This is a genomic window from Synechococcus sp. ATX 2A4 (assembly GCF_024346375.1).
Classification (GTDB): domain Bacteria; phylum Cyanobacteriota; class Cyanobacteriia; order PCC-6307; family Cyanobiaceae; genus MW101C3.
Map to the genome: position 1 here is coordinate 122,508 of NZ_JAGQCV010000003.1, position 12,954 is coordinate 135,461.

At 68.8% G+C, this 12,954-nt stretch carries 10 protein-coding genes and 3 pseudogenes; 4 read left to right on the forward strand and 9 right to left on the reverse strand.

Going from position 1 to position 12,954, the window contains the following annotated elements; translation table 11 throughout:
- Nucleotides 1-365 precede the first annotated feature (365 nt).
- From KBY97_RS03880 to hsdR, 6 genes and pseudogenes are all read right to left on the reverse strand, one after another.
- A complete protein-coding gene (locus tag KBY97_RS03880) occupies nucleotides 366-818 on the reverse strand; it encodes a PIN domain-containing protein (RefSeq protein ID WP_255145383.1) in 453 nt (150 codons plus the stop codon).
- Nucleotides 815-1,765 carry a hypothetical protein gene (locus tag KBY97_RS03885; RefSeq protein WP_255145384.1) on the reverse strand — a complete coding sequence of 317 codons (951 nt, stop codon included), beginning with the start codon at nucleotides 1,763-1,765 and terminating at the stop codon, nucleotides 815-817. The genes KBY97_RS03880 and KBY97_RS03885 overlap by 4 nt, the downstream gene beginning before the upstream one ends.
- A 69-nt stretch (nucleotides 1,766-1,834) precedes the next feature.
- A complete protein-coding gene (locus KBY97_RS14715; RefSeq protein WP_255145507.1) occupies nucleotides 1,835-2,194 on the reverse strand; it encodes a hypothetical protein in 360 nt (119 codons plus the stop codon).
- A gap of 38 nt (nucleotides 2,195-2,232) precedes the next feature.
- Nucleotides 2,233-2,583, reverse strand: a pseudogene (locus KBY97_RS14720) (type II toxin-antitoxin system VapC family toxin); the annotation flags it as partial.
- Nucleotides 2,583-2,843, reverse strand: a complete 261-nt coding sequence (locus KBY97_RS03900) for an antitoxin (RefSeq protein ID WP_255145385.1) — start codon at nucleotides 2,841-2,843, stop codon at nucleotides 2,583-2,585. The gene KBY97_RS03900 and the pseudogene KBY97_RS14720, both read right to left, overlap by 1 nt.
- Nucleotides 2,844-3,103: 260 nt before the next feature.
- Complete coding sequence (hsdR, locus tag KBY97_RS03905) at nucleotides 3,104-6,280, reverse strand: type I restriction-modification system endonuclease (protein ID WP_255145386.1); 3,177 nt, start codon at nucleotides 6,278-6,280, stop codon at nucleotides 3,104-3,106.
- A gap of 420 nt (nucleotides 6,281-6,700) precedes the next feature.
- On the opposite strand from hsdR, the gene KBY97_RS03910 reads away from it, so the two are divergent.
- Nucleotides 6,701-6,940: a hypothetical protein gene (locus KBY97_RS03910; RefSeq protein ID WP_255145387.1), complete on the forward strand. Its 240-nt coding sequence runs from the start codon at nucleotides 6,701-6,703 to the stop codon at nucleotides 6,938-6,940.
- Nucleotides 6,941-6,968: 28 nt separating this feature from the next.
- Nucleotides 6,969-7,388, forward strand: a pseudogene (locus KBY97_RS14805) (AAA family ATPase); the annotation flags it as partial.
- A 1,551-nt stretch (nucleotides 7,389-8,939) separates the two neighbouring features.
- Here the strand turns inward: KBY97_RS14805 and KBY97_RS03920 are convergent.
- On the reverse strand, nucleotides 8,940-9,665 hold the full coding sequence (locus KBY97_RS03920; RefSeq protein ID WP_255145388.1) for a thermonuclease family protein: 726 nt from the start codon (nucleotides 9,663-9,665) through the stop codon (nucleotides 8,940-8,942).
- A 99-nt stretch (nucleotides 9,666-9,764) separates the two neighbouring features.
- Here KBY97_RS03920 and KBY97_RS03925 point away from each other — a divergent pair, with 99 nt between their 5' ends.
- Nucleotides 9,765-10,718, forward strand: a complete 954-nt coding sequence (locus KBY97_RS03925; RefSeq protein ID WP_255145389.1) for a glycoside hydrolase family 3 protein — start codon at nucleotides 9,765-9,767, stop codon at nucleotides 10,716-10,718.
- A 66-nt stretch (nucleotides 10,719-10,784) separates the two neighbouring features.
- The gene (locus tag KBY97_RS03930) at nucleotides 10,785-12,011 is read left to right on the forward strand and encodes a glycoside hydrolase family 3 C-terminal domain-containing protein (protein ID WP_255145390.1); all 1,227 of its coding nucleotides are present in this window, start codon (nucleotides 10,785-10,787) and stop codon (nucleotides 12,009-12,011) included.
- Between the two features lie 30 nt (nucleotides 12,012-12,041).
- Here the strand turns inward: KBY97_RS03930 and KBY97_RS03935 are convergent.
- A pseudogene (locus KBY97_RS03935) lies at nucleotides 12,042-12,263 on the reverse strand (cell division protein SepF); the annotation flags it as partial.
- Between the two features lie 97 nt (nucleotides 12,264-12,360).
- On the reverse strand, nucleotides 12,361-12,936 hold the full coding sequence (locus KBY97_RS03940) for a PAP/fibrillin family protein (protein ID WP_255145391.1): 576 nt from the start codon (nucleotides 12,934-12,936) through the stop codon (nucleotides 12,361-12,363).
- Nucleotides 12,937-12,954 lie beyond the last annotated feature (18 nt).

Sequence of the window (12,954 nt, forward strand, 5' to 3'; positions counted from 1 at the left end):
CGATAAATTCGGATTCCAGCGGTACTCAGTCAATGAGACTCATTGTCTCGCCAAGGCCAGGTGTACGACGAATCTTCGAGAGAGGCTATTTTTCTGGGTGCCCTTGTATCGAGCGCGCTGTTGTCTTCTCAGGCAGCCAGCGAACCCGCCGGTGCGTCAGCGGCCGCACCTCCCGCCTTGAACCCCGCCGAAGCGTGGGAGGGCACGAAGCGGGCTTGAGGCAGGCGTGAGCGGAGTGCCAGTGGGGTAGTGGGAGGAGCAATGCAAGGGATGGAGGAGCCCAAGGGCTGGTGCGGTTCCGCTCACCAGCGCCGCCGGCGTCGTTGTGGGATGGTGCAGAGCCTGAAGGGCGACTGATCCCGTCTTCATGGAGTAGGAATCACCTGCCCTTGAACATGGGACGGGATCAGATGGTCAAAGTCCTTGTCCGTCGTGAGCAGGAAGGCATCAGCAGCAACAGCAGTGGCGGCAATCCATAGGTCGTTTTTCCCCATCCTGCGAGCCCCCTGTGGATGAGCCCGGGCATGAAGATCAAGTTTCACATAGGCATCGATCACTCTGGGATGGTTGATGTTCACAATCGTGAGCGAGTGGAAGGCTGCGTCCAGAGCATTGCGCCTGGGCTCTCCCCAGCCATTGGTTTCAGCCAGCACCCGCATCTCAGCCAGGCTCACCACACAGACCAAAGGCCGTGGCTGACAGTGGAGCAAGTCATAGGTGTCACGAATGTGATTTCCGAGTTCCTTCCCCCGCACGAGATGGAGAATCACGCTGGTGTCGAGCAGGTAGGGCCTGCCGGCACTTGCTGCCGCCGTCATCGAATGGCGGAGAGGGCAGCCGTGAGGTCTTCGTCAGACTCTTCCCCCGGCCAGGTGCCGAAGAAGGACGCGACGCCGGATCCAGGCTCCTGAATGGCCGGCGCAAATAGAGGTGTCGAACCCCAGGCCCTTGGGGTTTCGCTGAACAGCTCGTCTTCTGCCGCAGCCAGGTGGATCTGACTGATGGCAATCTGTTGCACACGTCCCGAAGGGCGGTAGTGGCCGATGCCGGCCACCATCACGCGTTGATCAAACAGGGTTCGCAATTCCTCGGTGGAGACGCTGCCGGGAAGCCGGGCCAGGATCTTCTCGCCGTCATCACTGAGCAGGGTGACCGACGGCTTGGTGGAGGAGATGGTGTCGAGCTTGGCGGTGAAGCGGATGGCCTGGGGAAAGGGTATCTGCTCCACTAAGGCCTCAATGAGGGGAATGTCGGAGGCCTTGAGGGTCACGGGCGGGCCCTCGCCGTCGATGGGCCCGAGGCTGATGCCGCTGAAGGATCCAACGGGCACGCGGGCAAAGCGAAGGCAACCCTCCAGCAAACCCCGATCAGCCTTGAGGGTGGAGCCATCCCCCTGCTGAATCTGCCGGAGCACGGCCGCAAACAGCTCCAGGGCTGTGCTGCCTGGTGGAACGGGGGGCTCCTCCTGCTCCAGCAGGCTGATCTGGCCGCCCATCGGGAAGGTGTCCGGCGCGGCCTGCTCCAGGGTGGGTGCCTCAAGCTCCAGCACCGCAGAGCCGGCACTCAAGCTTGTGATCACGTGTCTCGTGCAAGCCTCCAGCCAGCGGGGTCTGGGGCCTGGTTGATTGCTGATGCCCTCCGCCTGAAAGCGCAGCGCGAGGCGCGCTCCCTCCTTGAGAGCCGCCAGGAGCTCAGCGAGCTGGTCGTCGCTGATGCGAAGCGCGCCGGCATCGCCCCCCTCAAGAACCAGCCGATGACGCTTCACGGTGAAGGCCAGATGCTCCGAGTTTGCTCACCACCGTAGGCCGGGGAAAAAGCCAAAGCATCGGTGAACTTACTGAACCGTAGTGGCCATCGACGCAGGTGCCGCCTCCAGCAGCACCTGCCCAGCCTGCGCCGTTTCCCGGATCACCCCCATGCCCTGCTCCAACGCCAGCTGGGCCCGAAAGCCAGCGGGATCCAGCTCGGACGCCGCCAGCAGCGCCCGCTCACTGAGCGCACCGCATTCCTGCAGCAGCTGGGCAAGGAGATCGGGTGGAGCGGGGGCGACAGGGCGAGGGGCCTGTTCCGGGTGGGCTGCAGCCTTGCGCCGCCCGCGCCGCGAGGGTTTGCCCGCATCGGCCTCCGCCTGACGGGCCGCCCGGATCCGCTCCAGCAGCACGCTCGCGGGTTCGTCGTTGGGGTCCTGGGGCACCAGCTCACCGCGGAAGGCTTTGGCCAGAAGGCCTGATCCGCCGTCACCAGCACGCAGCCTTCGCTCAGGGCGTGGCTGGCGATCAGCAGATCCATGGCCGCCAACGGCTTGCCGTTGCGTTCGAGGTCGGCGCGCAGCCGGCCATACACAGTGGCGCACGCTTCCGACCAGGGCAGGATCTCCAGGGTCTTGATGGTGGCCTCCGCCAGCGCCTGCAACCGCGACGTTGGCGGCAGCTTCTCCAGGCCGTAGCGGATCTCTGCCACCACGATCGACGACAGGCAACAGCGTTGCTCACGCACCCAGGCATCCAGTTGTGGCGAGAGTCCTTTCAGAAAGGCGCTCACGGCGTTGGTGTCGAGCATCAGCCTTGCCTTCGCCGCAACCATCAGGGGAACTCCACCGGTTCGGCAGGACGGGTGTCGTGCAACCCCTCCAAGAAGGCATCCAGTTCGGCCCGGAAGCCAGGCTCCTGCAGCAGCGCATCCCTTTGCTCCAGCAAGGCGCTCGCCGATGGCCGCACGGGTGTGAGCACCACGGCGCCGCTCTCGGGATCACGATGCACCTCCACCTCCGTTCCCTCGAAGCGGAACTCAGCCGGTAGGCGCACGGCCTGGCTGCGCCCGTTGCGGAACAGCTTGGCGCGCATCGCTCTCGCCTTCCGGGACGGTCGATACCATGACTAGATCAGGCGTGCAGCCACGGCGCAGATCGTTGAGGCAGCCGGCGGCATCACGCAGCCCACACCTCCCGCTGGAACTGAACGAGCACCCCATCCAACTCGCCGCCGAACAGCTTGTTCAGCCGTGGCCAGCCGCCCCCCTCGCGCCGGAACAGCAGGGCGTCGTCGTCGAGTGCCTCACGATCAACGATCGTGATCGCCTTGGTCTGGTTGGCGATCCGTTGCAGCTATTGCCGTTGGGGCGTGGTCCAGGCTCGGGAGGCCAGGATCCGCTGCAGTGCATTCTCCACCCGCAGCTCATAGGGCACCAGCGGATCGCCCAGGGCCGCCTGGCGGATGTAGCCCATGATCGAAGCGGCCATGTCCTGGTTGGTGGTTTCGCGCCAGGCGGTGGCCAGGGTGGCTTCGTTGTAGCCCCGCTGATCCAGCGCCAACCTCAGCTCCCGCAGATCCTTGCGGCTGAGTTCCCAGGGGCGTTGCAGCACGGTGGTGAGCGCCGGCAGGCCGTTGCCCGGATCGCGCACAAAAGCGGTGAAGCCATCGAGGTAGTCCTCCGGGCGACTGGCGTCGCCGTAGCCCCGCTGGATCGAACGCAGGCTGTCGTCGTCATCGGAGATGAACAGGGGCTGGGCCGGGCCTTCCCACGTCCGATCCAGCAGTTCCCCCAGACCGGAGGTCGAGCCCAGCCAGCGGCGGGCCTCCGCCAGCGGCAGCTGCTGCAGCCGGCTGATGAACGCGGCAGGTTCCTCGCCGGTGAGCCGCCGGAACTCCGCCTCGACGCCTTCGCTGAGGTGCCGTTGCCTGCGGCGCAGCTTGGCGATCAACTGCTGCCGCACCAGTTCACTGTCTTCGCCCTCGGTGGCATCCAGTTCGCTGATCAGCTGGCTGAAGCTCACCTTGGGATTCACCACCACCGGCTTCATCTCCGTGAAGTTCTGCAGAGCGTCGTAGATGCCCACCGCATCGAAGATGCGGAAGCTGTCCTTGCCGATCGCCTCACACAACCGCGTGGCGCGGCCGATCATCTGGTCGTAGAGGATGCGGCTGTTCATGCGCCGCAGGAACACGATGTTGCAGATCGCCGGCACATCCACCCCAGTGCTGAGCAGATCCACCGTCACGGCCACATTGGGAAACGCTTCGTTCTTGTAGCGGCGAATCAGGTCCTTGGGTTTGTCACTGGCGCCGGTGATCTTGGCCACCGCGTCATCGGCCACACTGCCGTAGCGCTCCCGAAAGGCTTCCTTCAGCAGCTGCACCACCAGATCGGCGTGGGCATCAGTGGCACAGAAGATCAATGTCTTCTGTGGCGAGAGTGGATCCAGCTCATTCGCCAACACGTCACACACCACCCGGTTGAAGGATTCGGTGATCACCTGGCGGTTGAACGCCTCCACTTCGAAGCGCAGCTGATCAGGGGTGGTGAACAGATCGATCTGAGCGGTGCGCGGGTCGTAGGTTTTCACCTCCGCTCCGGCCGCCCAGCAGATGCCGTCGGCGGAGAGATCGGTGTGGATCAAGATCGGCGGCTCGTGGTCCACCAGGAAGCCATCCACCACCGCCTCGCGATAGCTGTACACGAACAGCGGCTTGCCGAAGATCTCCACCGTATGCAGGGCCGGGGTGGCCGTCAGGCCAATCTTCACCGCATCAAACATCTCGATCACCCGCCGATACTTCGACACGTAGTCGTTGAAATCGCGGAAGCGCAGCTCCCGTTCACTCAGCTCCCGGTCGAGCAGATAACCCCGGTGGCATTCGTCCACCACGATCAGGTCGTAGGTGTCCACCGTGGGCCTGTCCTCCCTGCTGCCCAGCAGCAGGCGCTGCACCATCGCCTGCACGGTGGCGATGTGCACGCGGGTGTCGCTGTCCGTTTCGCTCTCGTCGAGCTCCTTGATCCCGTAGATGTCGGCGAAGCTCTGCAGGCTCTCCATCCGGGTTTCCTTGAAGGCATCGGCGGCCTGGGTGCCGAGTTCGGAGCGATCCACCAGGAACAGCACCCGCCGGAAGCGGCCCGTCTTGAGCAGGCGGTAGATCAGGGCCTCGCAGGTTTTGGTCTTGCCGGTGCCCGTGGCCATCGCCAAGAGGATCTCCCGCTGGCCGGCGCCAATGGCCGCTTCGGTGGCCTCGATGGCCCGGCGCTGGTAGGGGCGCAGCGGGAAGCCGTAGCTGAAGGCTTCGCGCCGCAGTTGCCCATGGGCGCGGTCCACGTCCTGGCGCGCCAGCTCCTTGAGCCCTTCCGGTGAATACCAGCCATCGAGGGGAAGGGCGAGATTGTTTGCGCGGCGCAGATCCCGGAACCAGATGCCGCTGCGGGTGAGCAACTGCCGCAGGAACGGCCGGCCGTTGCTGGAGAACGCAAACGGCAGGCGAACCCCCCCTTGTGGGCCCCAGCCCTCGTTGCTGAGCTCCGTTTCGGCGCTGGGCTGGAAGTCGCGGCAGTAGCGCTGGGCCTGGGGCAGCACACCCGCCACATCCTTATGGACCCGCTTGGCCTCCACCGCCGCCAGGGGGGTGAGCCCCGCGAACAGCAGGTAGTCGGCCGGGCCGCTGCGGGTGGGCCACTCGGCGATAGCGAGGTTGCGGTTCTTCTGGGGGCGTGTGCCCTGGCTGTAGCGAAGGGTCTGGCTGTCGGCCTCCCAGCCGCAACGGCGCAGCTGCGCATCGATCAGCTGGCGGGTGGCTGCTTCATCCAGTTCGATCGCCCCGGCGGCGGTGCGTGCCGCCTGCCGCAGCTGGGCTCTTTCCGCCGCCGGCTGCTGGGCCGCACGCGTCTGCAGCGCCCGCAGCTGGGCGGCCAGCGCCGCCTTGTCGGCTTCGGCTTCCTCGGCCAGCCGCTCCCATTCCTGCTGGTTCTGCGTGGCCTGCAGCAGCTGGGCTTCGGCGGCATCGAGCTGGGCGGCAAGGGCGCCCTCCTGGCTCTGGAACGCCACAAGCTCGTCCTGCAGGCGGGCCAGCTCTGCCCGCAGCGCCTCGGATTCATCCGGTGGTGCCTGCGGTGGGCGGAACGGCCCGCTGCGGAATCCCGGATCCGTGACCGTGCGGTGAAACCACACCCCCAGCTGCCAGGCCACCTTGAGGGCACCGAGGGCGGTGGCATGGTCACCGTCAAGGGCGTGGGTGGCGTTGTTGCCGCGCTTGCGCAGGTGGTGAAACAGGCCAGCCACCTCGCCATCGATCAGGCCATCGCTCTGCAGCCGCCGCACCAGCGCCAGCTGGCTTTCTTCCAGCGACGTGAACATGCCGAAACGGGAGGCTAGTTGGTGCGCAAGCCGTTCGCCCAGCTGGCGCAATTTGATCAGTGCCGTGTTCGGACCATCGGGGAAATAGCGCTCCGCCAAAGCCCCCAGCCGCACCAGCTGGGGGTCGTAGATCTGCAGATGAACGAAGTTGGTGCTCACAACAACGGCAGCTGAGGATGGACCGCTCCTGCCATCAACCGCCAACTCTCGATCCGGCGGTTGGCTGGGTTTGAGCGCCAAGCCCACCGCTCACCGCAGCCTTCAGCAAGCCAATCCCCCCGCTAATCCCAAAGCCACCGCACTGCAAGCCACCCACCCAACGACCCACCGAACCAACCGGCAGTCAGATCTGCTGTTGAGGGTGGCATGAAGCCTCAACGATCCGTCGAGAGGCTGTCATTGTTCCATGCAAATCCTGAACTCCGCTGAGAATCAGTGGGTCCATCTTGAGCATTTCGCTTTCGCTGGAGCCGCGCTACCCACGCGCCCCACCCCCCTCCGCTGGTCATTCGCAGCAAGCGCCCGCCTGGCGCAGGCAAACCCACCCACGCTGATGGTCCTGAGCGCTTCCCATCAGCCATGCCCGCCTCGCCGTTGTCCTGGATCGCCGTCGCCGGCTGGGTCGCCCTGGCCGGCAGCCAGCCGCTGGTCGCCGCCGGCCTGATCGCCCTGATCGTTGCCTTGAGCTGGCGCCCGCAGGCCGACGACCTGCGCACGGTGTGGCCGCTGGCGGAGCAGCGCCGCCACCTGGAAGGCTGCTGGCAGCTCCCGCTGAACGCCAGCGCCGGCCTCCGTTCAACACACTGGGCCCAGCCCTGAACGCCGTTGCCCCCTGACGCCAGCCCCGATGCCCGCCGCTCCCCTGCGCTGCCACCTGTTGATCGGCCCGCCGGCCAGCGGTAAAACCACCCTGGCCGGGATCCTGCTGCCGTTGCTGCAAGCCAGCGGTGGGACGCCACCGGTGCTGCTCTCCACCGACCGGATCCGCGCCGAGCTGTTCGGTGATGCAGCCGTGCAGGGGCCGTGGCTGGAGATCGAGGCAGAGCTGCACCGGCGCCTCCAGCAGGCGGTGGCGGCGGGAAGCCCGGTGATCGTGGATGCCACCCATGCCCGCCGCCCCTGGCGCCTGGAGCTCACCCAGGCGCTGGCGCTGCCGGCGCCGGTGGAATGGATCGGGTGGTGGCTTTACACCCCGCTGGCCACCTGCCTCGCGTGGAACCAGCGGCGCAGCCGCCTGGTGCCCGAGCCGGTGATCCGTGAGATGGCCGCCGCCCTGGCCGATCCCCACTTCGGGCCATGCCGCGCCGAGGGGTTCGCCGCGGTGGTGGCGGTGGTGCCCACCCACCACGACGGCCTCAACGCCGCTGTGATCGCAGGCGAGCTCTCCCGCCTCGACACCCGCATCCGCGCCGCCAGCAACCGCGAAGCGGGCGTGGAGCTGCATGGCTATAGCCGGCTGCTGGATCTGGAGCGGCTGCTGTACCTGATCCGGCTGCTGAGCCAGTACCCCGATCTGTCGAGCGCCGATCCCGCCAGCCGCGCCGCCCTGGAGGCGATCGCCTCGCCGCTGCCGCAGGGGGATCTGGCCGATCGCGCCGCCGCCTTGCTCAGCCGCCTGCATGGCCGCTGCTTCGGCGATGCCCGGGCGTTGCGGACCGATCTGCAGTGGCTGCAACAGCAGGGCTTCTGCCAGACCACCACCTCCAGCGCGCCGGTGGAGCCCCCCGCAGGGCCGCCCCCCGGCAACGGCAGCGCCGGGGGCGGCGTGCCGCCGCTGGGGGAGCGGCCGGTGTTCACCCGCACGCTCACCCTGCTGCGCCATCTGCTGCAGGTGCCGTTCGATCACCAGAGCGGCACGCCGCTCGCCGCCCACCTGATCCAGCAGCAGCAGGAGATCCCCGGCGCGTACCTGCCGGGCGAGAGCGCCACGCTGCGCAAAGACCTCGAGAAACTGCTCACCCCCTACGGCTTCCGCAGCCGCAACGCCAACGTGCGGCACGGCTACGCGCTCGGCACCGCCCTGCTCTCGGCCCCGCGCCTGCGCGAGATCCATGCGGTGGTGCGCGATGCGGTGGAGCGGCTGGAAGACCCCACCGCCCAGGACCTGCTCCGTGAGCTGGAGGAACGGTTGCGCTGGGGGGGCGTGGCGGTGGAGCGGCAGCCACCGGTGCGGGCCTTCGCCAACCGCTCGATCATCAGTGCCGAGCTGGTGCGGCCCGATGCGCTGGCCAACCGGCAGCAGGCGGAGCAGCTGGAAACGGCGATCGTGGAGCGGCGGCGGCTGGTGCTGGAGCGCTACCGCCACGCCTCCCGTTTCCCCGACAGCCTGGACGGGGAGCTGCGGGTGTGGCCGCTGCAGCTGCTCTTTCACAACATCGGCTGGTATCTGGTCTACGAATGCGACGCGATCGGCCGGCCGGAGGGCCTGATCCGCTCCGAGCGGCTCGATCGCCTCGCCCTGCGCCACAGCGAAAGCCGCAACCGCCGCAGCGAGGACGTGCACGCCCGTGGCCTTGAGCGGCTGCAGCGCCTGCTGCGCGCCTGCGGTGGCATCTACTTCGGCGAGGATGTGACCGCCCAGAAGGAACTCTGCAGCGACAGTGCAGCCATCCGGCGCCGCCAGCTGCAGACGTTGCGCTTCAGCTGCCAGCCCTGGTGCTTCGCCTTCATCCGCGAGGGGCTGCAGCGCTACCCGATCGAGCACAGCCGCTTCTCCCGGCCCCTCAGCGGCGACCAGTGGTGGCACCACCCGAAGGCGCCGCACGTGCTGCCCCCCAACGACGCCAGCGACAGCCACCCCTACCCGGTGGAGCTGGACCTACCCGTCTGGACCCTGCGGCAGGACGTGGACCTGCGCAACTGGCTGTTCGGTTTCGGCGTCGGCATCCGCATCGAAAGCCCTCAGGCGCTGCGCCAGGAACTGGTGGAGCGGGCGCGGCAGGTGCTGGCGATCCACCAGGAGCCCCCCTGAGGGGGAGGTCACGCCGCTGCGCTTTTGGCGGCGAAAGTCCCACGGGCGGGTGATGCCCCCAGGTACCTGCCAGATGCCGGCGCGGCGCCGCATGGCGCGCTGCTCCGCCGCCAGGTAGGCGTTGGCGTCGCACTGTTTCAGATACCGGCGAAACACGAAGGCGTGGCCGCTCTCCACCATCGCCAGCCCGATGTTGGTGCCGGCGATCACCTCCGCCACGGTGCGGCCGAAGCGGTCCACCGTCTGCACCCGCAGCGTCACCGCCGCTCCCACCCGCAGCCGGCGGCGCAGTTCAGCGCGCGACTCCTTCCCATGGGGTGTCTGGGCGGTTTCAGGGGCATCGATGCAGGCCAGCCGAATCCTGAGCCGTTGCCCTCCCTGAAGCACGGCGATGGAGTCCCCGTCGCCGATCGACAGCACGGTGGCGGGCAGCTCGGCCTGCGCGCTGCTCACCCGGCCAGGCGCAGGGCCGCTCTGCGCGCCGGCGTCCTGCGGCAACAGCAGGCCGGCGGTGAGCAGAACGGAGGTGATCGGGGCGAGCGGCAGCGGCAACGCCCAGCAGGACAACGGCATCTGCGCAGCCTGGCAGGCCGGCGCTGCATGGCGGCGGCGGCGTCCGCGGCCTGACCCTCCGAATGGCTGCACCATGAACAGTGAGTCCACCCCCCTGCCATGGCGCCGCCTCGCCCCCAGCCGTTCGAAGGCCGCGCCGGACCCGCCGCCGACATCGAGCGCACAGCCCGCGCCCTGCTCGCCCGCATGACCCTGGCCGAGAAGCTCGGCTGCCTTGATGGCGACACGCCGTTCTGGTCGGGGATGGCGGAGATCGCCACCCAGGACGCCTCCCACCGCCACCCCTGGCCGGCCGGCGTGGTGCCGCGGCTGGGGATCGGCGGGCTGCACTTTGTTGATGGACCGCGCGGGGTGGTGCTTGAAGGCGGCGCCACCACCTTCCCGGTGCCGATCGCCCGGGGCGCCAGCTGGGATCCGGAGCTGGAGGAACGGATCGGCGTGGCGATCGGTCTGGAGGCCCGCTCCTTCGGCGCCAACTGGGTGGGAGCTGTGTGCGTGAACCTGTTGCGCCATCCCGGCTGGGGCCGCGCCCAGGAAACCTATGGCGAGGATCCCGTGCACGTGGGAGCCATGGGCGCCGCCCTCACCCGCGGCCTGCAGCGCCACACCATCGCCTGCGTCAAGCATTTCGCGCTCAACTCCATCGACGGCTGCCGCTTCCTGGTGGACGTGCAGGCCAGCCCGCGGGTGCTGCAGGAGCTCTACCTGCCCCACTTCCGCGATTGCGTCGACGCCGGCGCCGGCTCGGTGATGAGCGCCTACAACCGCGTGAACGGCGAATGGTGCGGCCAGCACCCGCAACTGCTGCAGGGCCTCCTTAAAGACCGCTGGGGCTTCCGCGGCTTCGTGGTCACCGATTTCATCTTCGGCCTGCGCGATGGGCCGCGCGCCCTGCAGGCGGGCCTCGACCTGGAGATGCCCTTCCCGATGATCCTGGCCGGCAGCCTGGGGCCGGCAGCGGGCCACCCCCTCAGCGCCGCCCAGCTTGCGCGCATCGACGATGCGGTGCTGCGCCAGCTGCGCGTTCAGCTCGCCGTGCCCGCCGGCCGCTAACCGGTCACGCTGCGCCGCCACGCGGATCACCTGGCGCTGGCGCAGGAGGCGGCCACCAAGGCGATCGTGCTGCTGCGCAACGAAGGGCCGCTGCTGCCGCTGCCCGCCACTGGCTCGCTGGCGGTGATCGGCCGGCTGGCGGCGCTGCCCAACCTGGGCGACCGGGGCTCCTCCGACACCCGGCCCGCAGCCGGCAGCGTCGTGACACCGCTGGCGGGCCTGCGGGCGGCGGCTCCCGCCATGGCGATCCGTCACGAGGAGGGGCGGAACCTGGCTGCTGCCGCCGCCCTGGCCGCCGCGAGCGAGGCCGCCGTGGTGGTGGTGGGTCTGGATTGGCGCCACGAAGGCGAGCACATCCACCCGGGCGACATCGCCCCGGTGCTCGAGCAGGTGCCGCCCCCCGCCGCGCTGGTGCGCTGGCTGGGCTGGCGGCGGCTCAGGCCGCTCTGGCGCCAGCTGACGCGGCTGATCGCAGCCTTGGCGCGGTTGGGCTCAGCCCGGCCCGGCAGTCACTTCGCCGCCGGCGACCGCACCTGCCTGGGCCTGCCTGCAGGGCAACTGCGCCTGATCCGGGCGGTGGCCGCGGCCAATCCGCGCACCGTGGTGGTGCTGATGGGCGGCGGCGCCATCGTCTGTGAGCAGTGGCGGCAGCAGGTGCCGGCGATCCTGCTGCTCTGGTATCCCGGCGAGCAGGGGGGCGCCGCCCTGGCCGATGTGATCTTCGGGCGGGTGTCCCCCTCGGGCCGGCTGCCGTTCGCGCTGCCCAGCAGTGAAGCCCACCTGCCGCCCTTCAATCCCCGGGCCCGGCGCCTCACCTACGACCTCTGGCACGGCTACCGCCGCCTGCGCCACCAGGGACTCGCCGCCGCCTTCCCCTTCGGCTGGGGTCTCTCCTATGCGGCCTTTGCCCACGAAGGGCTGGTGGCCCAGCTGGTGCCTGCTGGCCGGCAGCAGGCACGGCCGGAGGAGCCGGCGCTCGCGGTGTCGGTGGTGGTGCGCAACGCCGCAGCGGTGCCCGGCGACGAGGTGCTGCAGGTGTACGTGGAGCCACCGGGCCTGCGGCTGCCAAGGGCGGCGCGGCAATTGGTGGGCTTCCAGCGGCTGAGCCTTGACGCGGGGCAGGCGCTGCCGATCACCCTGCTGATCCCCCTGCGGCGTCTGGCCTATTTCGATGAAGCCCGCGATGCCTTCGTGCTGGAGGCGGGCTGCCACCGGGTACTGGTGGCGCCCCATGCGGAGGCGCGCGGCCTGGCGGTGGAGCTCACCTTGGGCGAACGGGTGCTGGAGGGCTGAAGCCGATCAGCCGCCACCGCCCCCATCACGGGTCACCCCCACCCCTTTCGGGGCGAACAGGAACACCATCTCGCCAAGCCTCTCCTGGTGGCCATCGAGGGCGAACACGCCACCGGCCACGAAATCCGCCGACCGCTGCGCCTCCTCGGGCGCCATTGAGGTGAGGTTGAGCACCACCGTCTTGCGTTCCCGCACCGCCTGAACGGCATCGAGCGACTCCTCGAAATGCCGGGGCTCCATCAGCAGCACCTCGGGAGGCAGGTCGGGGAACCGGTTCATGGCCACAAGCTGCCATGGGCCGGCGGCCGGTGCCAGCACGCAGGCCCCTGGCCTCGCCGGGTGCCGGATGTCATTGGCTGGGGCCGCTGGTTGCTTCCGCCTCGGTGGCCGGGGCGCCCAGGAACATGTCTGGGTCAAGGTCGGGCCGGCGCACCAGGGCAAAAACAGTGCCGGCGTTGCCGCGGCTGATGCGCAGCCGATCATCAAGAAACGTGACATCCAGCCAGGCGGGGAAACCCTGTTGAACGGCGCGGAACAGCTCCAGCCGCCGGCCCGCCAGCTCGGGCCCGCGCCAGCCACCGCGCTCGAAAGTGACGCTCACCCGCTGCCCACCGGTGACGGCGATGCGGGCCTGCACGCCGATGGCCGCCAGCGGCCCCAGGGGCCCCGCCAGGCGCAGCAGGTTCATCGCCTGGGCGCGCTGCGGCACCAGCACCTGCAGGTTCTCAAGCCAGGCGGCCACCTTGAGATAGGGCAGTTTGCTGCTGCTCCAGCGCAGTTCCCACACCCCCGTCAGCTGCTCCAGCTGGCGGCCGAGATCGGCGGGCGCCTCCTGCTCCAGACCCTTGATCAGGGTCAGCAGGGAGTCGTCGGAAAGGCATCCGGGCCGCTCAAGGGCGTCGAGAAGCTGCTCGCGGAATGGCATGGGGGGAGGGCTGGCAAT

Coding starts and splice junctions, on each gene's coding strand:
- KBY97_RS03880 (WP_255145383.1), bottom strand. CDS start 818: ATGACGGCGGCAGCAAGTGCCGGCAGGCCCTACCTGCTCGACACCAGC.
- KBY97_RS03900 (WP_255145385.1), bottom strand. CDS start 2,843: ATGCGCGCCAAGCTGTTCCGCAACGGGCGCAGCCAGGCCGTGCGCCTA.
- KBY97_RS03910 (WP_255145387.1), top strand. CDS start 6,701: ATGCCCGCCTCGCCGTTGTCCTGGATCGCCGTCGCCGGCTGGGTCGCC.
- KBY97_RS03920 (WP_255145388.1), bottom strand. CDS start 9,665: ATGCCGTTGTCCTGCTGGGCGTTGCCGCTGCCGCTCGCCCCGATCACC.
- KBY97_RS03925 (WP_255145389.1), top strand. CDS start 9,765: ATGGCGCCGCCTCGCCCCCAGCCGTTCGAAGGCCGCGCCGGACCCGCC.
- KBY97_RS03940 (WP_255145391.1), bottom strand. CDS start 12,936: ATGCCATTCCGCGAGCAGCTTCTCGACGCCCTTGAGCGGCCCGGATGC.